This window comes from Streptomyces sp. NPDC015032, assembly GCF_043080425.1.
Lineage (GTDB): Bacteria > Actinomycetota > Actinomycetes > Streptomycetales > Streptomycetaceae > Streptomyces.
The window spans coordinates 40857-62707 of sequence record NZ_JBIBVN010000040.1; the positions used below are offsets into that span (position 1 = coordinate 40857).

At 67.5% G+C, this 21851-nt stretch carries 22 protein-coding genes and 1 pseudogene; 17 read left to right on the top strand and 6 right to left on the bottom strand.

Features of this window, described 5'->3' with window-relative positions; genetic code table 11:
* Positions 1-2 precede the first annotated feature (2 nt).
* The 17 genes from ACF08M_RS34695 to ACF08M_RS34775 all read left to right on the top strand — a co-directional run bounded on the left by ACF08M_RS34695 (position 3) and on the right by ACF08M_RS34775 (position 16107).
* Positions 3-764 carry a DUF317 domain-containing protein gene (locus ACF08M_RS34695; RefSeq protein ID WP_392189271.1) on the top strand — a complete coding sequence of 254 codons (762 nt, stop codon included), beginning with the start codon at positions 3-5 and terminating at the stop codon, positions 762-764.
* 34 nt (positions 765-798) lie between these two features.
* Positions 799-2583 carry a type IV secretory system conjugative DNA transfer family protein gene (locus ACF08M_RS34700; protein WP_392189250.1) on the top strand — a complete coding sequence of 595 codons (1785 nt, stop codon included), beginning with the start codon at positions 799-801 and terminating at the stop codon, positions 2581-2583.
* A gap of 146 nt (positions 2584-2729) precedes the next feature.
* On the top strand, positions 2730-3878 hold the full coding sequence (locus ACF08M_RS34705) for a hypothetical protein (RefSeq protein WP_392189251.1): 1149 nt from the start codon (positions 2730-2732) through the stop codon (positions 3876-3878).
* Positions 3793-4725, top strand: a complete 933-nt coding sequence (locus ACF08M_RS34710) for a hypothetical protein (protein WP_392189252.1) — start codon at positions 3793-3795, stop codon at positions 4723-4725. Before ACF08M_RS34705 ends, ACF08M_RS34710 begins: the two co-directional genes overlap by 86 nt.
* 79 nt (positions 4726-4804) lie before the next feature.
* A complete protein-coding gene (locus tag ACF08M_RS34715) occupies positions 4805-5647 on the top strand; it encodes a hypothetical protein (protein WP_392189253.1) in 843 nt (280 codons plus the stop codon).
* Positions 5644-6402: a DUF317 domain-containing protein gene (locus ACF08M_RS34720; RefSeq protein ID WP_392189254.1), complete on the top strand. Its 759-nt coding sequence runs from the start codon at positions 5644-5646 to the stop codon at positions 6400-6402. The genes ACF08M_RS34715 and ACF08M_RS34720 overlap by 4 nt, the downstream gene beginning before the upstream one ends.
* Before the next feature lie 143 nt (positions 6403-6545).
* Complete coding sequence (locus tag ACF08M_RS34725; RefSeq protein WP_392189255.1) at positions 6546-7337, top strand: hypothetical protein; 792 nt, start codon at positions 6546-6548, stop codon at positions 7335-7337.
* A gap of 170 nt (positions 7338-7507) precedes the next feature.
* Complete coding sequence (trpA, locus tag ACF08M_RS34730) at positions 7508-8251, top strand: tryptophan synthase subunit alpha (protein ID WP_392189256.1); 744 nt, start codon at positions 7508-7510, stop codon at positions 8249-8251.
* Positions 8244-8774, top strand: a complete 531-nt coding sequence (locus ACF08M_RS34735) for a hypothetical protein (RefSeq protein WP_392189257.1) — start codon at positions 8244-8246, stop codon at positions 8772-8774. The genes trpA and ACF08M_RS34735 overlap by 8 nt, the downstream gene beginning before the upstream one ends.
* A gap of 48 nt (positions 8775-8822) precedes the next feature.
* On the top strand, positions 8823-9758 hold the full coding sequence (locus ACF08M_RS34740; protein WP_392189258.1) for a hypothetical protein: 936 nt from the start codon (positions 8823-8825) through the stop codon (positions 9756-9758).
* Positions 9755-11020, top strand: coding sequence for a DNA cytosine methyltransferase (locus ACF08M_RS34745; RefSeq protein WP_392189259.1), 1266 nt, complete (start codon positions 9755-9757; stop codon positions 11018-11020). The genes ACF08M_RS34740 and ACF08M_RS34745 overlap by 4 nt, the downstream gene beginning before the upstream one ends.
* Positions 11020-12135 carry a DnaB-like helicase N-terminal domain-containing protein gene (locus ACF08M_RS34750; RefSeq protein ID WP_392189260.1) on the top strand — a complete coding sequence of 372 codons (1116 nt, stop codon included), beginning with the start codon at positions 11020-11022 and terminating at the stop codon, positions 12133-12135. The genes ACF08M_RS34745 and ACF08M_RS34750 overlap by 1 nt, the downstream gene beginning before the upstream one ends.
* 63 nt (positions 12136-12198) lie before the next feature.
* Positions 12199-13497, top strand: coding sequence for a DUF317 domain-containing protein (locus ACF08M_RS34755; protein WP_392189261.1), 1299 nt, complete (start codon positions 12199-12201; stop codon positions 13495-13497).
* A gap of 117 nt (positions 13498-13614) precedes the next feature.
* Positions 13615-14013, top strand: coding sequence for a multiprotein-bridging factor 1 family protein (locus tag ACF08M_RS34760; RefSeq protein ID WP_392189262.1), 399 nt, complete (start codon positions 13615-13617; stop codon positions 14011-14013).
* A gap of 178 nt (positions 14014-14191) precedes the next feature.
* A complete protein-coding gene (locus tag ACF08M_RS34765) occupies positions 14192-14449 on the top strand; it encodes a hypothetical protein (protein WP_392189263.1) in 258 nt (85 codons plus the stop codon).
* 125 nt (positions 14450-14574) lie between these two features.
* Complete coding sequence (locus ACF08M_RS34770) at positions 14575-15138, top strand: hypothetical protein (protein ID WP_392189264.1); 564 nt, start codon at positions 14575-14577, stop codon at positions 15136-15138.
* A gap of 162 nt (positions 15139-15300) precedes the next feature.
* Positions 15301-16107, top strand: coding sequence for an SAM-dependent methyltransferase (locus tag ACF08M_RS34775; RefSeq protein ID WP_392189265.1), 807 nt, complete (start codon positions 15301-15303; stop codon positions 16105-16107).
* Between the two features lie 13 nt (positions 16108-16120).
* Here ACF08M_RS34775 and ACF08M_RS34780 read toward each other — a convergent pair whose 3' ends face one another.
* The 6 genes and pseudogenes from ACF08M_RS34780 to ACF08M_RS34805 all read right to left on the bottom strand — a co-directional run bounded on the left by ACF08M_RS34780 (position 16121) and on the right by ACF08M_RS34805 (position 21641).
* Entirely contained in the window at positions 16121-17026 is a 906-nt protein-coding gene (locus tag ACF08M_RS34780) for a helix-turn-helix domain-containing protein (RefSeq protein ID WP_392189266.1), read from the bottom strand.
* An 82-nt stretch (positions 17027-17108) separates the two neighbouring features.
* Positions 17109-17375 (bottom strand): DUF397 domain-containing protein, encoded by a 267-nt coding sequence (locus ACF08M_RS34785; RefSeq protein WP_392189267.1) that lies wholly within the window; start codon positions 17373-17375, stop codon positions 17109-17111.
* 625 nt (positions 17376-18000) lie between these two features.
* Complete coding sequence (locus ACF08M_RS34790; RefSeq protein WP_392189268.1) at positions 18001-18897, bottom strand: DUF5655 domain-containing protein; 897 nt, start codon at positions 18895-18897, stop codon at positions 18001-18003.
* Positions 18898-19092: 195 nt separating this feature from the next.
* Positions 19093-20057 (bottom strand): annotated as a pseudogene (locus tag ACF08M_RS34795) (FAD-dependent oxidoreductase).
* A gap of 20 nt (positions 20058-20077) precedes the next feature.
* Positions 20078-20488, bottom strand: coding sequence for an NUDIX hydrolase (locus ACF08M_RS34800; protein WP_392189272.1), 411 nt, complete (start codon positions 20486-20488; stop codon positions 20078-20080).
* Positions 20489-20492: 4 nt separating this feature from the next.
* The gene (locus ACF08M_RS34805) at positions 20493-21641 is read right to left on the bottom strand and encodes a damage-control phosphatase ARMT1 family protein (RefSeq protein ID WP_392189273.1); all 1149 of its coding nucleotides are present in this window, start codon (positions 21639-21641) and stop codon (positions 20493-20495) included.
* Between the last annotated feature and the right edge of the window lie 210 nt (positions 21642-21851).

Consider the following 21851-nt stretch of genomic DNA (forward strand, 5'->3'; position numbering starts at 1 on the left):
ACATGCCCCAGACACCCGAGACCGTCGAGGTCGAATACATCTCCCCACGGCACCTGGCCGGCGGCGGTGATCCCGCCTGGATCACCGTCCCCCTCCACCGCGCCTGCGGCTGGAGTCACGGCAACGACCCCCTGATGCCGCGCGTCATCCTCTCCAGCCCCGACCAGAAAGCCCTCCTACGCCTGGAGCCCGCCCCCGACGGCCAGTGGTGGACCCTCCACCACGCCCCCACGCCAGACCACCCTGCCTGGTATGCGAGCTTCGGAGCCCGCACACCGGTCGAGATCATCGCCGCCTTCACCGACGCGCTCGCTGCCCCGGACACGGCTGCGACCGCATGGGCCGACCCGCACGAACCGCTGCGACAGGCCGGCTGGTCACCTGCGGCAGGGGCGGATGGCTTCGTTTCACCCGACGGAACCGCGTATGTCGAGCGCCTGGGGGCTGGCCCTTGGTTCGTCACCACCACGCTCGGCCTGGGCCGGATGGTGTGGCAGGCCAGGTTCGACGCGCACACCCCGCCGCACCTGCTCGCCGCATTCTCCGCCGCGCTTGCCGATCCGAGCCCCGTACCCCGCGCGGACAACCCGCGCAGCTTCCCAACTCGCCACCCGGACCTCGTCACCCGCCGGGAGATTCCCGCGGTGCAGATTGCCGCCGCCCTCGAAGAACGTGTCCAGGCCGTCGCCGCCCGCCGCGCCCACCCGGCAACGCCCCCGAGCGCCCTGCGCCGACCAGTGCCTCGGAACGGCCGCAGCCGCTGACCTTTGTCCCCACCTGGAAGCACGTAGCCCCCTCTTGCCCCCTTCCTCCAGCAATTCCGACGGGTACGACATAGCCTTCCGGATTCTTCTCGGAGTCCTCGCCGTCGTCGTCCCTCTCTCGAACCTCGCCTGGCTGTCCGGCAATATCACCGCCTACCTCACCGACCTCCCGTGGGCGCCGTACCAGCCGACCGCGGCTCTGCTCCACCCCGACCGGCTCTGGCCCCACGCCGGAGAAACGTCCCTGCTCATCGGCACCCGCATCGTTCCCGTCACCCTCGCCCTGGCACTCGCCGCCGCGGCCGGCGTCTTGTGGTCCCGCAAGAAGGATCGCGGCGACCGGAAGAAGAAGATCACCGGCATGGCCAAGGCCCGGGACATCGAGCCCCTGATGGCCAAGGCGATCACGGACAAGGCCCGCTCCCTGCGCCCGAGCCTGAAGAACGCCAAGCACATCGAGGCCCACGACACCGGTATCCTGCTCGGCAACCTGCAGGGCACCCGGCACGAGGTGCGCATGGGTTACGAGGACGTGGCCGTCGCCATCATGGCGCCCCGCTCGGGCAAGACCACCAGTCTCGCGATCCCTTCCATCCTGCACGCGCCCGGCCCGGTTCTGCTGACCTCGAACAAAGCCGCCAATGACGCCTTCACCGCCACCTACGACGCCCGCGGCCGTGTGGGACGGGTGTGGTCGATGGACCCGCAGCAGATCGCGCACGCCGCACGCGAGATGTGGTGGAACCCGCTTTCCGAAGCCAGATCCCTTGACGGAGCGGGGCGTTTGGCTGGCCACTTCCTCGCCGCATCGGTAGATGCCTCCCAGCAGGGGGACTTCTGGTCCAAGGCCGGCAGCAACATCCTGTCCCAGCTGTTCCTCGCCGCCGCGCTCGACGAGCGGCCCATCACCGACGTGATGCAGTGGCTGGCCTTCCCCGCCGACCGCACACCGCTGGACATCCTGCGTGACCATGACTTCACCGCAGTAGCCTCCCAGCTCAAGGGCACCGTCGAAGGACCACCGGAGACCCGTGACGGCATCTACGAGACGGCGAGACAGTACGCGTCCGCGCTACTCAACGCCGAGATCGCCGCCTGGGTGACACCACAGAAGGACGTCGCGGAGTTCCGGCCATCGCAGTTCGTCACCTCCACCGACACCCTCTTCCTCCTGAGCAAGGACGGGGGCGGAGGGGCGAGCGCGCTGATCGCCGCGTGTGCGGACTCCGTGATGCGGGCCGCGACCGCGCAGGCCGAACGCGCCGGCGGACGCCTCGACCCGCCGATGCTCGCGATCCTCGACGAAGCCGCCAACGTCTGCAAGATCTCGGACCTGCCGGACCTGTACTCCCACCTCGGCAGCCGCGGCATCATCCCCATCACCATCCTCCAGTCCTACCGCCAGGGCCAGAAGGTCTGGGGAGACGCCGGCATGGACGCGATGTGGTCCGCATCGACCGTGAAGGTCATCGGCTCCGGCATCGACGACCCTGATTTCGCGGACAAACTCTCCCGGCTGATCGGCGAACACGACGTCGAGACCACCTCCACCTCGCACTCCGAGTCCGGCAAATCGACCTCCGTATCGATGCGCCAGGAGCGGATCCTGCCCGCCGACGCGATCCGCGCCCTGCCCAAGGGGAGCGCGCTCTGCTTCGCCACCGGCATGAGGGTCGCGATGCTCGACCTGCGCCCCTGGTACGCCGAGCCCGGCTCCGACGAGCTCGGTGCCGCCTCCGCCCGCGCGTCGAAGGCCATCACCGCCCGCGCCGTCGCCAAGCACTCCCCGACCCAGTCGGACTACGACCAGGCCGCATAACCAGGCCCGGCTGCAACCCGTCCCGGCCCACTCCCGCCACACGGCCGACAACCGGTCGCCTTCCGCGTTCTCTAACCTCTTGTCGCACAACCGGAGTTGTCCTGCAGAGCACCGAACTGATCGAGCACGCCCGTCTTCTCAGTGAGGTGGCCTCTGCGCTGACCGCGCTGCGAGCGGATGTGGACCGCATACGGCAGGGCGAGATCGCCAAACCAGTACGCGAGATCGTGCCTGTCAGCCTCCACGTTCAGGAACTTGCCCTGCAGTGCACGCGACAACTCCACGACCTGTCGATCAGCCAGTACGCCACCATGAAGCGCGGCGAGCAGAACCGGGCGCACCTCGTCGGCGCCTGCTCCCAGATCTCACTCGCTGCCACGCCATGCAACCTGGCAATCCAGCATCGCACCGAGGTCCTGTTGTACGAAGACGCAGACCCCACCTCTGCGGCCAGCCATGATCAGCTCCGACGGGCCAGTGACGAGATGGAGCAGGCCGCGGTCACCTATCGCGCCATGGCATTCCGGCTCTCCCGCCGCTCCCCGTCAAGGCCAGCACACCATGACCGACGGCTCCACCGTGACGCTGCCGGAACCGGCCTCAGCGGCAGCCGCGCACGCGAGGCGTTGACGGAGTCCGCGTGCCGCCCCCTCCCCCACCCGCATCTGCACCTGTCCTCAATCGGAGATCCCGTGTCGTTCGTAGACGTACCGGACGTGTTCATCGGGTCCACCGATGACGACCACACGTTCGTCGTGCTCAACCGTCCCCTCCGCGGCGCCAACCGCGTGCTCACCGCTGCCGGGTTCACTGCCCGTAAGGTGCGCGGCCGGACGGTCTTCCTCCTGCCGCCCGGAATGCCCGAGGATGCCAACGAGAAGGCCGGCATAGCGATGTACGGGCTCCTGGCTCACACCCACGACCTGGTCGACCTCTCCCGGACCACGCGGTGGAACCCGAAGGAGCCTGCGCCCGACCCCGGCCTCCGCTTCACCTTCGCCGGTCCCGTTCTCACAGCGACCACTGATACGGACGAAGCCCGCTCGCTTCTCGGCCGGCACGGCTTCGCTCCCTCGGCCGATGGCACCTCGTACGGGCTGGTCACACCGGTAGACGAACTCGGTCTGCTGAGCGCTGTCGTGCGTGCCGAAGCCCACGCTCATGCCGACGGCATCGGCGTCCGTATCGATCTGGGCATCCCTACCCCCGATGCGATCCCCGCCCCTCCCGGCCCGGCTTCGTCCCCCGTACCCGGCAGCCCGGCCGCAGGGCCGACGCGGCGCCGCACCCACTGACCTACCCCGGAGGCCCACCATCGCCCTACGCCAGATCGACCTGCCTCTGCAGATCGACCTACTCCACAAGCTCGGCGCCGACTTCACCGCCCTGCACACCACTGTCACCGCGCTGGATGGCCGGCCGGGGAGCGAGCTGCTGAAGCAGATCGGTCCGCAGATACTCTCCGTCCACGAACTGGTCGGCCGCACACTGGTCCGGCTGTCCGTTCTCGACGGCAGCCAGTACACGGCCGTACCCGGCAGCCGCTCCTCCCTGGAAACACTCAGCGAGGTCGTCGCCTCGGCCGCCGTAGCCGCCTCGCAGCTGGCCCGGGCCGTCGCCGGCAACCCACTCGAAGCCGCCCCCTTCACCGAGACGCCCGACGACGCGGCCACACGTCAGGCCCGGCTCGCCAATTCCGCACCCATCCTGGCCAAGAGCCTGACCACCGCCGTCCACCACCTCGCCCTGTGCGCGGCCTGCTGCCACCACACCGCCTCCGGCATTGCCCGCGATCTGAAAGATCACCCGGACCACCGCCCCCAGCTGCCCGAGTTGTCCGACGCCCAGTACGCGGCCCTCGACAAGATCGCCCAAGGAGGCGCAAACCACTACACCAGCCGCAACGACAAGACGAGCGTCCGGGACGGCGACGGCAACATCATCCACGCCAAACCTTTCAACGTGCTGCTGAAAGACCGCCTGATCCGCATCCACGACAGCATCTCCTCGGTCGTCCCCCGCGAGATCGAGATCACCGCCCGCGGAAGGCTGGTGCTGGACATCCAGAAGCCCGGCCGGGCCCAGCCGGCGTCACCGGGCAGCGTGCCGGCCCCCGCCAAGGGCGGCAACAGGCGCCGATGACCGAATCGGTCTCCGCTGATCCGCCTGCTCAACCGGCCTCACGCACAGAACCCGCCATACGAAGAAGACCCCAACACCCATGCATGACATAGACCTTTCCTCCCAGATCGACCGGCTACGGCATCTCGCCGCCGGCTTCGAAGCTCTCCGATCCCAGGTCCTCGCCCTCGCCCTCGCCCTCGCGCCGGGCACTACCACCTTGCGCAGCATCTCCCCGGTGTTCCACACCGCCCAGGGCCTGACCGCCAGGCTGACGGCCCAGGTCTCCGAACTCGCCAGCAGCCCGTACACGACCGTGGCCGGGAGTATGGAGTCTCTGGACGCCCTCTGCTCGGCCATCGGCTCGTCCGCCCTGGCCAGCTGCGACCTCGCCCATGCCATGGCCCGCAATCCTCTGGACGGCACGGGCTTCTGCGGCCCCACCGAACACGAGGCCCGGTTCCGCGAGGCACGGCATGCCAAAGCCGTCCCGGTCATGGCCGAGCACCTCCAGGACGCTGCGGGGCAGCTGGACTTGTGCGCGACGGTCTGCGCCTACGTGGCCACCGGAATGTCCAAGGACATCGCCCCCGCCTCCACGAACACCGTCCGGCGCAATGCCTCGCAGACGCTGAGCGACACCCAGTACGAGGCGCTCGGCGCCCTGGCGACAGGGGGAGCAAAGATGGAGACGAAGGGCAGGGGATCCGCCCACGTCGCTGTCCCCGACGGCAGCCGCGTCACCATCGCGACCTTCCAATCCCTGGACAAACGGGGCCTGGTCCATCTCGACACCTCCGTGCCGCTGTTCCGCGGACGCGATATCACGGTCACAGCGGACGGGCACCGCGTTCTCGCGCACCGCCGGAGCTCCGCTTCTGCGGCTGCCGTTCCAGCACCGGCTGCCCCTGCGGCAATCCCCGCCCGGGGAGCGCGCCGATGACCCAGTTTCGGCCCGACGATCGCGTGATGGTCTCCCCGCGGTATCTCGCAGGAACGGGATTCGGCCGGCTCCGTGATGCCATCAGCCCCCTGACCGAGTTGTTCGGCTGGACATCCGAGCGGCTCGTGACCGGTCGCATACTCCTCAACAGCCCCTACCGCGAAATGTTCCTCGATTTCGCTCCCGACCGTCAGGACGGCATGTGGTGGGCACTTGCCCACCACGAGCCTTACTGGCAGGCCGAGTTCGGCCGCCAGACGCCCATCGAGGCCGTCGCCGCCGTTACTCAAGCCCTGCCTCAAGTGCTCGGCGACCACCGTCATGCCGACCGCATCCCTCTCGCCACCGAAGACGTCGCGCACATCGCCAAGACGAGCGGCTGGGACCTGTCGAAGACAGCCTCGGGTGTGACATGGACGTCCCCCGACGGGCACTGCGCCGTGGAGCACACCACGGACCCGGAGCACCCGTGGCGGATCGTCCACTCGGTGTACGACGGGTTCGACACCCACTGGAGCGCGACGTTCACCCGCGACGCTCCTCAGCGGCTCGTCGCTCAGTTCCTCGCGCACGTGTCCGACGAGACGCCCGTGGAGCGCCGGTTCGCAGACATCCCAGTCCTCGCACGCGGCTCCGCCGTGATCACGCCCACGCACTCCAGCGGCCTCGGCCCACACACCGCGCACGCCATGGCACAGGTCGCCCAGGTTCTCGCCGCAGACAGCCGAGCCTCAGCCTCCCGAAGCACCCGCTGATTGCCGCGCCTCTGACGAGGCCGACCGATCAGCCGGCCCGCGGGCACATCCCTCACTCGGGCCGGTCACGGCCCGCATCGTTGCCGCTGCCCGGCAGGGACCTCACACCTCTTGCACCGCACACGTCACGAAGGACCCATTCCATGACGACCGCACTGTCCGACCCTTGCCAGCTCTTCGACCTGCCCTCTCTTCCCGAGCGACTCATCACCCTGGCCGACGACTTCATCGTTCACGGCGACCTGCTGAAGGCGCTCGCTGCCACTGGCCACCTGCAGGGATCAGCCCTGCGCCAGCAGATTCCCACCACTCAGGAACTTGCCGTACTCACCCTGGGAGTCCGGGAGTCCGTCGAGGGCACGCTCCGCAGCACCCCAGCCGTAGTCGATGCTTCCATGCGCCTGCGACAAACGGCCTATCTGGCAGCAGGCGCCGCCTCGGAACTGCGCGGCCTCCTGATCCTCAACGACGACGGCCACAGCGTTGCCGCACACCAGGCCGGGATGGCCAAGGATCTGACTGCTCTCGGCGCGGAAACCTGTGTCGCTCTCGCCGAGACAATCGCTGTCGAGACACTCCGTCAGCGAGTTGCCCAGACACGCGAAAACGCGCCCGCGCTCGCCTCCGCAGACCTTCCCGCCATGCACGCCGTGGCCCGGGGCAAAGCCCACGTCACGCTGATGCTCGGCAGGCAGTACATCTCGAACGACGACGGCGCCCGTCTGAGCATCAACACCATCCGGGACCTAGAAACAAGAGCGCTCATCCAGCGCGAGGACGCGGAACAAGAAGGCAAGCCCCAGCGCCTTCGCCTCACTGCAGACGGAGTCAGTGCACTCGCCGGCTCATTCAGACAAGCACCGTCCACCACACCCGGCCATCAGAACAGCCCCTCTCCCGTCCATGCCCCGGCGCCCATGAAGCGTCTGCGCTGACTACCCGCGCTGTACACCCGTCCCACATTTGTGGCGTTCCTCTGGTCTCCGGCCTTCCCCCGCAGCGACAGAACACGCCTCAACACCCCTGTTGGAAATCCCGATTGCCTCTACCGCCGACCAGTACTCCGCCCAGCACTCACCCGCATTCCTGTCCGACTTCCTTGGGCGTGTTCCTACCCGCCGGCCTCGCGGCCCCGCCCGCCGAGCGGCGCACCATCGACACGCTCTCCGAGAGCGGGACCGACCTCTTCGAGATCGGCGTCCCGCACCGCGCACCCGTCCTGGACGGTCCGGTCATCACCTCCGCCTACCACGAGGCACTGGACCGCGGCACCCGTGTGCGCGATGTGCTGGACACGGTCTCGCACGCCGCCTCACGCGCCCCGGTCGTGGTGATGGCGTACTGGGAGTCCGTCGCCCGGTACGGGCCGCACCTGTTCGCCCGTGACATGAGGTCGGCCGGAGCCGCGGGGATCATGGTCGTCGACCTGCCCGACTCCCTGGCCGGGACCTGGGCGGCCACGCTCACCGAGACCGGCCTGGCCTGCCCACGGCTCGTGCCCCCGCACCTCGCAGACAACGAGCTCGACGAGGTGTGTGCGTCGGCGTCCGGATGGCTCTACGCCCCAGCCACCCACCACACCACCGGCAACCAGGGTCCCGTTGACCTTGAGGACCTGAACCGTTCGGTCCGAAGACTGCGGAAGGCTTCAACGCTTCCGGTCGTCTCGGGCATCGGGATCTCCACCCCGGCCCTCGCCCGGGCCGTCGCGCCGCTGGTCGACGGTGTCATGGTCGGTTCTCCCATCGTGGGCGCCCTTACATCGGCCGGCCGCGAAGCAGCAGCCGCTCTCGTCGCCGACTTCGCCACCGCCGTCAGTTCACCCGCCGAGGACGCAACCCATGAGTGAGGCCAGCGAGACCACGATCGCCGTCGAACTTGCCGTACTCGGCAATGGCGCCGCCGCCCTGTGCACAACACTGCGGAGCAAACCAGCAACGAGCTGGTCCCACCAGGTGCTGGACATCATGACGGCCCAGGACCTCGCCAAGAGGGCCCTGTTCCTGTTCCTCAACTTCTCCGAGCAGCCGGCGTGCACCCGGCCAGAGGGGCGCCAGGCTCTGGCGCACCTGGGCCGGGTCGCGGAGTCGGCCCAGGTCGTCTCCGCCGAGCTGACAGCTGCTCTTGCCCGCAAGACGGAGAACACGCGCGTCGCCGCACTGCGTAACACCAAGCCCATCTTCATCGGCCCGTCACCCGCGCAACGCGTCGCTGTCGCCGTGGACCTGCTGGCCAGCATGCCGGCCCAGTGCGCGGAAGGAGCGAAGTGGGTGTCCGCCGCCGAGCACCTCCAAGCCGCCCGTGACCGCGCCGCTTCCACCACCCCGCCGACGCCCGCCGCTGCTTCCACGGCCCCGCCCCGACGCCGCTGATCCCGCAGCACACCACATTCCCTCCCGTATTTCCCGGAGTCCTTCCTCTTGTCCCAGCCTCGTCACCGTATTCTGTCGCTCGGCGCCGGAATTCAGTCCAGTACGCTTCTAGCCCTCTCCGCCGAGGGTGTTCTCCCCAGGGTCGATTACGCAATTTTCGCCGACACCGGCTGGGAACCCGCCGAGGTCTACCGTCACCTTGACCGACTCGAAAGGGAAATAGCCGATCCTGCCGGAATTCCGATTCTCCGTGTCTCCTCCGGGAACATCCGCGAGGACGCTCTCAACCCGGAGCACCGTTTCGCTTCGATGCCTCTCTATATTCTGAACAAGGACGGGAAGCCGGGAATGACCCGGCGCCAATGCACAGGCGAATATAAAATAAAGCCGATCAAACGACAGGTCCGGGAAATTCTCGGATACCCCTCTCCGACCCGAATACCCAAGGGTGTTTTTGTCGAGCAGTGGGTCGGAATCTCCATCGATGAATTTCATCGCGCCAAGGATGCCGATGTCCAGTACATGCGCAACCGGCATCCCTTGATCGTCGACATGAACTGGTCGCGCACGGACTGCATCAGCTACCTGACGTCCCTGGGACTGGCCGACACCCCGAAATCGAGCTGCCTTGGGTGCCCCTTCCACGGCAACGCGCAGTGGAGAAACATCAGGGACAACTCACCGGCCGAGTGGGCGGACGTGGTGGAATTCGACAAGGCCATCCGCAACGGAAACGCCCGAGCAAATGCCAGCGGGAACCGGCTGCTGGGCGAGGCATATCTCCACCGCTCCCGCGTACCGCTCAGCGAAGCTCCTATCGATCACGTCACCGCCACCGAATGGGCCGCGCTTCAGCCAGATTCCGATACTGCACGACCCAATGCCGAGCAGCTGGAGCTGGGCGTCGCCGACGGATGTTCGCCGTGGGCGTGCCGCGATTCCGAAGCAGATCCTTCGCAGGACGATTTCGGGCTGGCCGTATGAGGGGACTCGTTCTTGATCTTTTCGCGGGTCCGGGCGGATGGAGCCATGCTCTAGCCATTCTGGGTGTCCGGGATGTGGGGCTGGAATGGGATGAATGGGCCTGCAAGACCCGTGCCGCAGCACGGCTGCAGACCATACGTACCGATGTCGCCCTCTACCCGGTTCTTCCGTTCGTCGGCCGGACCTGGGGCGTGTTGGCGAGCCCGCCCTGCCAGGCATGGTCGATGGCCGGCAAGCGCCTCGGTCTGCTGGACCAGCCACTCGTGCACACGGCCGTCGCCGACCTCGCCGAGGGCCGCGACACCCGCGAGACGCTCCTCGCCTCCTGCCGGGACGCGCGCAGTCTTCTGGCAGCCGAACCCATGCGCTACCTCCACGCCCTGAACACGGTCGGCGAGCCTGAGTGGGTCGCCATGGAGGAGGTCCCCGACGTCCTGCCGTTGTGGAGGCAGTACGCGGCGATCCTCCGGAGCTGGGGATTCTCGGTCTGGACCGGGATCCTGAACGCGGCCGACTTCGGCGTGCCGCAGACGCGCAAGCGGGCGATTCTACTCGCTTCCCGCACCCGTACCGCCGAGCCCCCACCGCCCACACACGCCCGGTATCCCGAGCCGGAGAGCCTGTTCGGGCCGGGCCGCGCGCAGTGGGTTTCGATGGCCCAGGCGCTCGGCTGGGGCGCCACCGACCAGCCCGTCCCGACCGTGTGCGCGGGGGGAGGCCCCAGTGGCGGCCCAGAGCCCTTCCCGTCCGGTTCCCGGAAAACGCTCGCCAACGCCCGCGACCGTGGCACATGGACACCACGATCGGACCGTGTCGCCCCACCATCCCACCGTGCGGCACGGCGCAACACCCACGAGAACTGCACGTCGACCGGTCCCGCGCCAGCGTGCACCTGCGAGGCGCACCGCTGGTCCTGGTCCCTGCGGAGCAACAACCAGGCCAACGCCACCGTCCGGCCGCTTTCCGAGCCGGCGGGAACGCTGTTCTTCGGGCACCGCGCGAATGAGTGCACCTGGATTGCCGAACCCCCAGCCACCCAGCAGGCGGAAGCGAGACCAGCGCCTGTCCCGGAGCCGATCCGGATCACCGCCCCCGAGGCCGCCGTCCTGCAGACGTTCCCAGAGAGCTACCCCTGGGCAGGCAACAAGGGCCAGCAGTTCTCGCAGATCGGCAACGCTGTCCCCCCGCTGCTCGCAGGCCACCTGCTCGCCCCGCACCTGGGCGTTCCCCTCAACCCCGACGCCTTCACCCTGGCCGCCTGATGCCCCGCACTCCCGACCCCGAAGCGGACGACCTCGATGCCATCCCGCCGCCGCATCCGGTGTTCCACATCGAACAGGCCCTCCTCGGCGCGCTCCTGCTCGAACCGCGGCACCTCAACGACGTGACCGGGATCGCCCCCGCCTCGTTCTCCACCGCCGCGCACACCGCCCTGTTCGCCACGATCCTCTCGCTACCGGCCCCGGACCCGGTCGAGCACGCCACGACCACGAAGTGGCTCGACCAGGTACTTGCCGCCGCCCGCGACCAAGCGCGCGGACTGTCCGCCCTCTACCTGCAGACCCTGATCCAGGTCTGCCCATCGGCCCGGCACGCGCCTGCTTACGCCCGGATAGTCGAGGCAGAGCACTCCCGTCGCCGACTCGCCGCCGCCGCCCAGCGCCTCATGCGTACCGCTCGGGACATCTCGCTCCCGCAGCGCGTGACCACCAGCCTTGCCGAGGCAGAGGCCCTCACCGCCGTGGTGGACGACATCGCCGCCCGGTTCCCGCCCCACGCCGGATCCCTGCCCCGCACCCTGGCACCGCCGACGGCTACCCACCATGACGAAGAGGCCCTCGACGAGGAGAGGCTGCTGCTCGCGACCTCGACCTTGCACGCGAGCAGCGTCGGTCAGATGCGATGGCTGGCCCCTGGCGACTTTACGCACTCTCTGCACGCCGGACTGTGGCAGTGCCTGACCTCGCTGACCCGCCGCGGCACCCCCGTCGACCGCATGACGGTCCTGTGGGAAGCGCAGCACCGCGGTCTCCTCACGACCGGTGCCAGACCGAGGGAACTGCTCGACCTCCTCGCAGGAACGTCCGGATCGCCGGAGCACTGGGGCGAGCGCATCCTTCAGCGCTCCGTCCTCATGACCGCCCACCGCACCGGCCGGCGCATCGAGGCATACACCGACGACCCGGCCACCACGCCGTACCAACTCGTCACCGGCAGCCGCCGCGCGCTCACGGATCTCTCCGCCGTACGGACCCGCTGGCAGCACGCCACCTCACCCACACCGACGAACAACCCCACACGCACCAGGGCCACGGCCGCACCCCGGGCCGGTCCGCCACGGACCACGGCTCCACCCGCCGCTCGTAATTCCCGTTGACCCCAAACCCGTCGGCGGCCGGATTTCCGCAATCCGGCCGCCGGCAGAAGAGCGCACACCTTGGTGACCACCCCGTCCGTCGACGCGCACGTGCGGCTCGACAGCCACCCCGCCCACTCCAGTGCCGTGACCGCCGCCCTGACCGGTACCCAGGCCCACGTCGCGCACATGGCGCTGGAGGCTGACGGCTGGATCGCGGTTGCCGAGAACATCCTCGTGCTCGCTCGCATCGACCATGAGGAGCCGTACTGGGCAGAGAAGGCCGCCCAAGCTTTGAACGCCGAGGGGATCACCACCGAGATCGCCCCCAGTCTGCGGGAGGCGATCGATGAGGAATGGACCTGGGCCAACTACCCGATGCCCTGGTGCACTCGCAGCGAGATCCGCGAGGTCTCCGACCAGGCCCAGAAAATCTACGACGACATCCAGTACGGCCACCTACTCATCCACGCCCACGCCCAGGACGGCCATACCACCGTCGCAGTCGGCACCTACCTCAGTGGTGGCAAGAGCGTCTATCTCCACGGCGAGAACCACCTGCGGCAGGTCGCCGACACCTTCGACTCTCCGGCCCAGGCTCTGGTCGCCTTCGAGAAGGCCCACGGCGACACCATGCGGCCCGGCCCGGCACCCATGACGGACACAGAACGCGCCGCTGCCAAAGCCCGAACCTCCCTCGACACACCGGCAGTCGAGCCCGAGGCACCCCTCCCCGCACTGGAGATCGTCCCTGCCTACGCCGCCGACGCCGGCAACCACGACGCCCTCCTCGACACATTCCTCGACGCACACGGCGACTGGCAAAAGAGGCGGACCTGGTCCGACGAGACCACCCACGCCATCCACGAGGACCAGACCCTACGCATCGAACGCGTCCACGACGCCCCCACCCACGAGACCGCCTGGACCATAGCGGCATACGAAACACCGGTCTCCGATCGCATGTGGGTCCTCACCGCGACCGGCAGCACCCCCGCTCCCGTCCTGCAGGACCTGCTGCATCACCTCGCCCACAACAACGACTGGGACACAGCCCTCGGCTCCCCACTCGACGGAGGACCGTCACCGCCGCCACGCAGCCCCTCTCCGATGCCGGATGGCAGCACACCGTGGACGGCCGCTGGATCCACTGGACATCCCCCGCGGGAGACGCGGGAGTCCAATTCGACGCCTTCGCCGCGCAGCATCCCATCCAGAACCTCAACACCTGGACCGTCTGAGCAGGCCCGAGCCTCAACCGCGCCACCTGGACCCTCACCGCATCTCCGTACACCCCAAGCGCACTGCTGGCCGACCTGTCGGAAACCCTCACCCACGGAACCGGCACCCGCCAGCCCCAGGCCGCTCTTCGAGCACGCATGACGAACCTTCTCACCACACCGCTGGCCACCACGGCGGCCAGGGGCGGGACCGCCATCAGCCGCCCGCGCTGATCACCAGGAGAATGAGTGACGGACCGTCGCACACCCATGCGCCGCTGTGGCCCGCCTCTCCGGCATGTCCCACAACACCATCGGCCGGATCGCCCGCGGCAAGGTACTGCCAGATCTCGGCACAGTCGCTCGCCTCGAAGTGACGCTGCAGACCAGCCTGTGGCCTTCGGCCCTGTGGCACGCCTTCCCCCTGACGCCTCGGGCGGAACACCAGCCCAGCCCTGACGGGGTACATCCCGCTGTCCACACCCGGGGATCAACCCGCCCCGAAACGGCAGGGATACGCGACGGATCGACACAGGATGCAGCACGTCGCGACGCCTCCCCCGACGGCACGGCGAAGCCTACAAATCCTCCAGGCTCAGACAGGCTTACGGGAACTCACCCGCGGCCCATACACAATGCACCCCCGAACGAAACGACCACGGATTCGATGCAGGAATAGATTTTCGATTACCTGAACGGTGTTACGCCGCCGAAATCTGACTTTGCATGAGGGCCTTTGAGGGGCATTCGAGGAGCATTACGCGATACGGTCGAGTCAGCTCCCAACAAGGGATGCCCGCCCCGGGAATGGATTGCCCCCACGCCCAGGGTGCGAATAGATCTGACTGGAGATTCGAATGCCTGACCTGTTTCGCCGAGGCTGGCAACAGCCAGCCTCCGGGCAAATGAACGCTATCAGCTCCGGATACCGATCCGCAGTGGTTGCGGGCATCACGTCCGGTCGTCCTTCTCTTCGGCTGGCCTCGCTGCTGCCGCCGTTCGTCGCCGCGCTCGCCTTCATGTCGAAGGCATCGGTTGAGACCACGTTCGCATGCACGCTCAGCGGCTGCGTGTGGGATGTCAGCGTGCACTTCCGCTGGTTCTGCGGCTGCTAGCCGCCAGTACCTGCTCTCCCGGGCCACCTCGGTCCGGGAGAGACCCATTGTTGCCCGAGGTCCGGCGCACAAGCGCGGACTGCACCCGGGTCCCGCTCGGGTGCGTGGAACTTGAGGAAGAGTCCGTGTCGGAGACTCATCGCACCCGGAAGCCGGGCACCCCCACGAGCATCCACCGCCACCCCGTCATACCGGCCCAGCCGGCCAGCTGCCTCCGTTTCCATCCCGCGACCGCCGCAGCGCAGAACAGGCAGAGCCGGCTCGGCCTCCTCGCTTTCGTTCAACTGCATCAAAGCCACTACCTCCTGTACGCGCGGACAAGGCTCGACGAGACCGTCGCACGGGCAGCCGTAGCCGCCGCTCTCGACACCGTCGCGCACCAATGGGACAGATACCTGCAGTGCGCACGGCCGGCGGCAGATGCCTGGCGTCAGCTGAGCGTCGAGATCGACGCACGGAGCCGCGGAGCAGAAAGTTCCACTCCTGCCCTGGCCCGGCTCTACCGCTCACTGCCCCACGACACCGCGGATGCGGCCGTGCTGTGTTGGCAGGTACGACTGACGTCGGCGGCCATCGCTGACCTGATGGGCATCGACCTGGCTTCGGTCGCCGTGCTGCTTCTGGCCGCTCAGCGGCACTTGCCCGCCATGACACTCGAACACCTGGAGGATCGCACGCCTCTCTTGTAACGCCCCTTCGCATGCCGGTGCGAATGCCGACGCGGAATCGCCATATTCGCGCCACCCCTCGCCACCATTGCGCAAGAAGCAGTGGTGCGCTTCGGGCTGCCCTTCTACGATGGGTTCTTATCCCTGGCGAGAAACGGGGCTCGAATTGGGAGGGGCTGCCCGTTGACGGACATCAGGCGTGTCGATTTATCCATTCCCAGTGCAGCGAGGATGTACGACTGGCTGCTGGACGGGCACCACAACTACGAGGCCGATCAGAGGGCTTGCGAGCTGCTGCTTGAATCGGCGCCCAGTACCAAGGCTCTGGCCCGGAACAACCGCTGGTTCTTGGAACGCGTGGTTCGGGTCATGGCCGCGGAGCGCGGGATCCGGCAGTTCATCGACTTCGGCTCAGGGCTGCCCACGCAGAACAATGTCCATCAGATCGCTCAGGCGGTCGCCCCCGCTTCACGGGTCGTCTACGTGGACAACGACCCGGTCGTCCTGGCGCACGGCAGGTCCGTTCTGGACGAGAACGACCGGACCGCCATCATCTCCGCCGACATGGGCAACACGCCCTACCTCTTCGGCCACCCCGACTTCGCGAGCCTCATCGACCTCCGTCAGCCTGTCGGGGTGCTGTTCAACTCGGTACTGCACTGCATCGCGGACAAGGACCGCCCCAAGGACATCGTCGGCCGGGTGGTTGAGCAGCTGGAGCCTGGCAGCCTCGTCGTAATCTGCCAACTGGTCAGCGACGACCCGCAGCTCCGCCGTGATGTGACGGAGCTCATGCGCGTGCAGACCCACGGCACCTGGGGCCGGGTACGTGAGCGCTGGGAGGTGGACGACTTCTTCGACGGTCTGGTGATCCAGCGACCCGGTCTCGTGGACGTGACGGACTGGCGCCCGAGCTCAGAACTTCAGCAACGCCAGCGCAGCATTGAGTGGACGGAATACGGTGGCCTGGCCGAAGTCCCGCCAAGGTAGCAACGCCGCAGTGCTACTGCTCGTAACGCCTGATGGCGTCGCGAAGTATGGTCCGGCTGTCGCGCCACGAGGCGGCCGCCTCGTGGCTGAGTCGGAGCAGTGATTCCATCCGCCGCTCTACGTCCTCAGTCTTGACGAGATATGTCGCTTCGTCGTCACCTTCGACGTAGACCATCGGAGGAAGGCCTCCGTAGCCGAACGTCAGATGCGTCATGGAGTTGTAGTTGGAGACGAAGGTGCCGTGCAGTGGCACGAACAGGATCGTGACGCCGGGCCTATCGATGAAGCTGTCCAGCCTGCGCAGTTGGCCGGCCATGATCTGTGGCGTTCCGACCAGACGCAGTAGCACGGACTCGTCCAGGAGGAAGGTGCCGTGTGGCGGGTCGGTCTGCTCGAAGAAGCGCCTTTGGCGTTCCTCGCGCAGGGCGATGCGCTGTTCCACCTGTTCGCCCTCGGAGACGCGAAGGCCGTCGGTGATGATCTTCTTGGCGTATTCGGGCGTCTGGAGCAGGCCAGGTACGAGCTTGGCCTCGTACGTCCAGAGCTTGCAGGACTCCGACTCCAGCGCGATGAGCCGTCTCATGTACTCGCCGGTGTAGTCCGAGTACCGGTCGAACCACTCGGGGTCCAGGGCCCGGCGAGTCAGCTCCTCAAGTTCCGCCGCCTTGGCGGCGTTCGCCTTGTAGTGGGCAGCCAGCTCACGGACGTCCCGCTTGTCAGGCGGGCTTTCAGCCCTCTCTAGCCGGCTGACTTTGGAAGTCGAGGCATTGATCAGCTTGGCGGCGGCTGTCGCCGTGTAACCGCTCCGGGTACGCAGCTGGCGCAGCTCCGCGCCAAGAACGAGCCCGGCCGCAGTCGGCGTGAGCGCCCGCTGCCGGTGCTGCGGAAACAGCGATACGTTGTCAGGACGGGCGGACACGCATTCTCCATTCATAAAAGAGCATGGCTCATCATGACATGGTGAAGATAGCGTGTCCGCCCGAACTTATTTTCTGCTCAGCCTAGTTGACACACATCGCGTCGAACTCGCCCTTCTTCGCGCCGTCCACGAACGCTTCGATCTCCAGGGCGGAGAAGATCAGCGCGGGGCCGTCGGGGTCAGTGGAGTTCCGCATGGCGACCCTACCCCCAGTAAGCGTGCCTAACTCCACGCACTGGCCGTTGGCCGTACTCATATTACTCTTGACCCACTTCGTCTCGATTGAACTGGCAGACACGCCGTTGCGGTAGCCGCCCATGCATCTCTCCTCACCCTCGCGTTCGTTCATCCGACTAATCGCCTGCCACCCCTACCGGAAGAGGAACCTACAGGCAGGCGCTCCATGCAATCCCGCCATGCAATTGCATGAAGCGGAATATGGGGATGTTAGTCTCGGGAAATCGAACACCGCTGTCCCTCCGTAAGGTGATCTCTAGGCATCTCAGAGCGCGGCCACACCGCATGAAAATCAGTTCGATTCAGTGTCAGCGAAACTGCCCCGCGCACAGGCGGGCAGACTGATCTCTCACAGCGATTTCTAATGCCACTTGTCAAGCGGCGAGGGACGCTGGGGGCGTGAGCTCGTAGCGCCGCCCTTCCCGCAAGAGGGCCCACAGGACGTTGACGCGGCGGCGGACGAAGACGAGCTCGGCCCCAGGTAGGTGACGTCCACGGCGGCATCGCGTCAGCACTGCCCTTCGCGGCATCAGCCCGTCACAGCTCAGTTGGGCGAGGCCACGGCGAGAGCCTCGTCAAAGCTGGGGAACGTAGCGCAGGGTCGCCGGTTGGCCAAACTGGCGACCCTGCGCATCATTGATAGTCCACCGCCACGACCTGCTTGTACGTCGAAAGGCACCGCCCGGGAGACCACAGACCAAGCGCGAAGCGCGCATGTCCAAGAAGCCGTCAGGCCATCACGCCGCCGCGTAGCTCGCGCGGAATAGATCCTGCGCTCGCTCCACATCCCTCGACGTGCGGAGCTGGACCTCCAGGTCGCCCGTACCGTGGTGGCCGAGCCCAGACACGTCCCGAGTGAACCCCGGGACGAGGTCTACGTGCTTCGGGTCGGCCTTCAGGTAAACCAGCAGCTTGGTGCGCTGCGGCGGGCAGAGGCAGGCAAAGTTCCGCTGCCGCTGATACGCCCGGTACTGCTTGCGCTCAACACGGTTCACGCCGTCTCCGAGACCGAGCAGCGCCTCGTCGACCGCATTGGCCAGCTCCATCATCGCCCCGCCCTGGACATCGGCTGCTACCCGCGCGACGACCCGTCGGCACGCCCGACGGACTACCTGCATGCCGCCACTCACGGACGCCACAGTCTCAAGCCCGAGCAGGTCGCTACCGAAGAGCCGGTAGCGGACCAGGTCGATCGACCTCCGGTGCTCACGCACGGCGTGTACGTCGTAGCGCGTGAAGTCGCCGGCGATACAGATAAGACGCGGTCCGCTCCACAGCACCTGGGACGCAGCCATCACCCCGAGCCGGTCGCGGACCAAGTGCTCGAAGTCGGCGCGATGATCCATCAACCACGCCGAGTAGAAGAGGCCCTGGTTGATAACACCGGCATCGACGCCCCGCTTGTACTCGACGATGACCGGTGATCCGTTCTCGTCCAGCCCAAGCGAGTCGATCCGGCCACCGTGCACCGGCCCGGTGCTGTACTCGCTCGCCAGGAAGCGGACGCCCAGCAGCGTCTCCATGTGCGCCTCGACGAGGCGCTGTACATCTGCTTCGACCTCAGCAAGACGCGGCGCGACCTCGGTCACGCCGCTATTCGTCGTATCCGTGCGGAACAGCTTCAGGCCCGACACCTTCCCCTCTTCGGCTGAATGATGGCTAACGCCGGGCCGAGCAGATTTATTTCGCCGAAGGGTCTGCGGTCCGCAACTCCGCCTCCCCCGTGAGCGACGGTTGGGGCGGGGCCAGCGCGGCGGCGAACAGCTTGTGGCGTCGCCCGCGATGCCCATGGCCCAGCCGATGTTCAGGGCGCTCCATCGGCTCGTGTCTCACGGCCTGTCCCCGCTGCCAGCCAAGAGGCTCTCGGCTGCCTCGGCGCATCCCCATGACAGTGTGACGCCAGCGCCTCCGTGACCGTAGTTGTGCACGACCATGGTGCCGTCCTCCTGCCGCTCCGCCTCGACCCGGACCGCGGTACGGGTCGGCCGGGCGCCGATCCGATGCTCCAGGACGCGGGCCTTGGTGAGACGAGGTTCGGCCTCGGCGCAGCGGGCGAGGATGCCGGCCACAGCCTTGTCGTCAGGGGCGAGGTCGCCATCGCCGTCGATGGCCGTGCCACCCAGGACGAGGTGTCGCCATGGGGGTAGAAGCACAGCAGGTCCGGCGAGAGGCCGGTGCCCTCGGAGAAGAACTCGGTCAGACCCGGGGTGGCGACGACGATGTGCTGGCCACGGATGGGCCGGAGGTCACGGTCCGGGACCAGATCACGGGCGCCGAGGCCGGCACAGTTGACGATGACGGAAGCCGGTTCGGTGTCCGCGAGCGAGGTCAAGCGTCGCCGCTCGACTGCTCCCCCGGCGGCATGGAGGCGCCGCAGGAGGTAGTCGAGATAGGCGGGCATGTCGATCAGCGGCACTGTGAACCGGTACCCGGCGGTGAACCCGGCCGGAAGCTCGGTCCGCTCGCACGGCCGGAAGCCGGGCAGAGTGGTGGCCCAGTCCGGTGGCGCCGCAGCTGTCCGGGATGCCTCGATGCCGCTGGTGAGCCGGACGCCCGTGGCCGGATCGTCGGCCAGGTCGCGGAAGATCTCCAGGGACCGCTGTCCCCACTGGTCGACCTTCTCCTTCGGTTCGACCAGGTACGGCCCCCACATCGCCCCGGCCGCAAGCGAGGTGACGCCCGGCACCTGCTCGGCGATCACCTGCACCGAGGCTCCTGCTTCGGCGAGAACGACGGCAGTGGTGAGTCCTGCCACTCCAGCCCCAACAACGACAACGCGCTCCCGTGTACTCAAGGGAGCTGCCCCGAGGGTGCTCACGAGAGCAGCGCCTGGTCGAGGTAGTTTTGCACCGGTTGGAACAGCCCGTACGGAACGTACTGCGGGATTTGGCCGTGAGCTGCCCACGCCAGGTCGGCGAGCTCTTCGACGCTCGCGACGAACGCTGTGCCGGCGCGGGGTTGGCATGCGATGTAGTGGATCTCCCGTCCTGTCACAGGGTGAACCCGTTGTCCCAGCATACTGGTCGGGGTCACCAGGAGCCCCGTTTCCTCCTGGGTTTCACGCACTGCGGCCTCTTCGGGAGCTTCGCCAGGCTCAATCTTCCCTGCCGGGAACTGCCACGAGAGTGTTCCTTCCGCGACTCGTCGCCGCACGAGCAAGACTCGCTCGTCCCGAACGACGATGGCAGCGGCAACTGCTAGCTGGGGCTCGATCGTCACGGAGATTCCCCTAGCGTCGTGCCTGAATCAGCGCGTGAGTTCCACTGGTACGCCAGGCAGCCCCGGACCGTTCGAGAGCGTCCGCCGTTCCCTGCTCCAGGCCGACGATGACGTCGGACTTCAAGGTCCGGAGCGTCGCGACGGCCCCCGGGAAGTATGCGGTGAGATCGGCGAAGGGCGTCGTGGGGTGCCACAGCTGGTCGCCGACGAGACGACGGTAGTTGAGGTCGCCCTTCAGGATGGTGAGCGTGGCGCTCGCGAACTCGCCGCGAAGGTCCTCGGGCATCTCCTCGTACGGCAGCGGAGCGCAGAAGAACGGGTGGGTGCGGACCTCCAGGCTTCCTGCCGCCATGGCCTTCCACAGCCGGTCACCGATCCGGCCGGCTTCGCCGGGCGCCTCGGCGAGGCGCCGGAGGCAGTCAACGACATCCGCCGTCAGCGCGTCGGAAACGTAGTAGGGGTAGGGCTTTACGTGAAGCACTACCCGTTCGGCGTGCTGGTGTTCGAGGAGATGGTCGATAAGGATCAGATCCGGGATGAGCTCTCGTCCCGCGTTGTCCGCCACGACGGCGACATTGGAGGACGCTCCGGCAGGCAGGAGGAGCCACAGCATCGTACTGTCGTCGGCCACCAGCGCGGATGCGATGGCATCGCCGTTCGCCGGCTCCCTCGCCGAGACGCGGAAGCCGAGATCCGCGCGATTGCCCCAGAGGGAGGCGTGGAGCAGGGCCGTGGCCCGCTCCTTGGCCGGAGCGCTCGCGAGCGCGTCCAGGGCCAGCAGCTCCTCCTCCACCGCGTCACCACGCAGTTCGGCCTGCTTGAAGGGCGCGAACGGATCGACTCCCTGCCACGGCCCGGTACCGAAGTACCCGACCGCGCCGAGCAGCCTCCGATAGAAGTAGCTCTCTGCCCATAGGAACGGGGCGTCGTACCACGACCGCCCGAAGTGCTCCTGCCCCCAGTCCGCCCAGCGGACGTAGTCGTGCTCCCCGGGGGCAATCAGTTCGACGACGCCGTTGGTGATCTCATCCAGCAGGGCGTCGAGGGCATCATGCTGTCGGCGACCGTACGGGAAGGCGTCTCGTACCTGCTGGATGAGGGCAGGGTGGCGCTTGGCCAGCACTCCCCAAGCGAACGAGCCGGGCTCGTTACTCAGGATGACCGGAGCGCTGGCCGCGGCGGCCCGGCCGGAGCCGGCTTCATCGCCCGAGGAGCGGGAGCTCTTCTCGGGATGTGTCTAGAACTCCAAATCCCCAGTTCAGGCCAGGTGACCCTCTAGTACTCCAGCTGCAGATCGTGATCTTCATGTCTGGGATGCGGCTTGTCGCCGGTAGTGGCTGGTTTGTGACCGCGCCTGGTGGCGGCGTCG

Excerpts from the sequence above, each read along its gene's own strand:
- ACF08M_RS34785 (WP_392189267.1), bottom strand. The coding sequence starts at position 17,375 with ATGAACGAACGCGAGGGTGAGGAGAGATGCATGGGCGGCTACCGCAAC.
- ACF08M_RS34720 (WP_392189254.1), top strand. The coding sequence starts at position 5,644 with ATGACCCAGTTTCGGCCCGACGATCGCGTGATGGTCTCCCCGCGGTAT.
- ACF08M_RS34750 (WP_392189260.1), top strand. The coding sequence starts at position 11,020 with ATGCCCCGCACTCCCGACCCCGAAGCGGACGACCTCGATGCCATCCCG.
- ACF08M_RS34695 (WP_392189271.1), top strand. The coding sequence starts at position 3 with ATGCCCCAGACACCCGAGACCGTCGAGGTCGAATACATCTCCCCACGG.
- ACF08M_RS34735 (WP_392189257.1), top strand. The coding sequence starts at position 8,244 with ATGAGTGAGGCCAGCGAGACCACGATCGCCGTCGAACTTGCCGTACTC.
- ACF08M_RS34745 (WP_392189259.1), top strand. The coding sequence starts at position 9,755 with ATGAGGGGACTCGTTCTTGATCTTTTCGCGGGTCCGGGCGGATGGAGC.
- ACF08M_RS34725 (WP_392189255.1), top strand. The coding sequence starts at position 6,546 with ATGACGACCGCACTGTCCGACCCTTGCCAGCTCTTCGACCTGCCCTCT.
- ACF08M_RS34710 (WP_392189252.1), top strand. The coding sequence starts at position 3,793 with ATGCGATCCCCGCCCCTCCCGGCCCGGCTTCGTCCCCCGTACCCGGCA.
- ACF08M_RS34715 (WP_392189253.1), top strand. The coding sequence starts at position 4,805 with ATGCATGACATAGACCTTTCCTCCCAGATCGACCGGCTACGGCATCTC.
- ACF08M_RS34765 (WP_392189263.1), top strand. The coding sequence starts at position 14,192 with ATGCCTGACCTGTTTCGCCGAGGCTGGCAACAGCCAGCCTCCGGGCAA.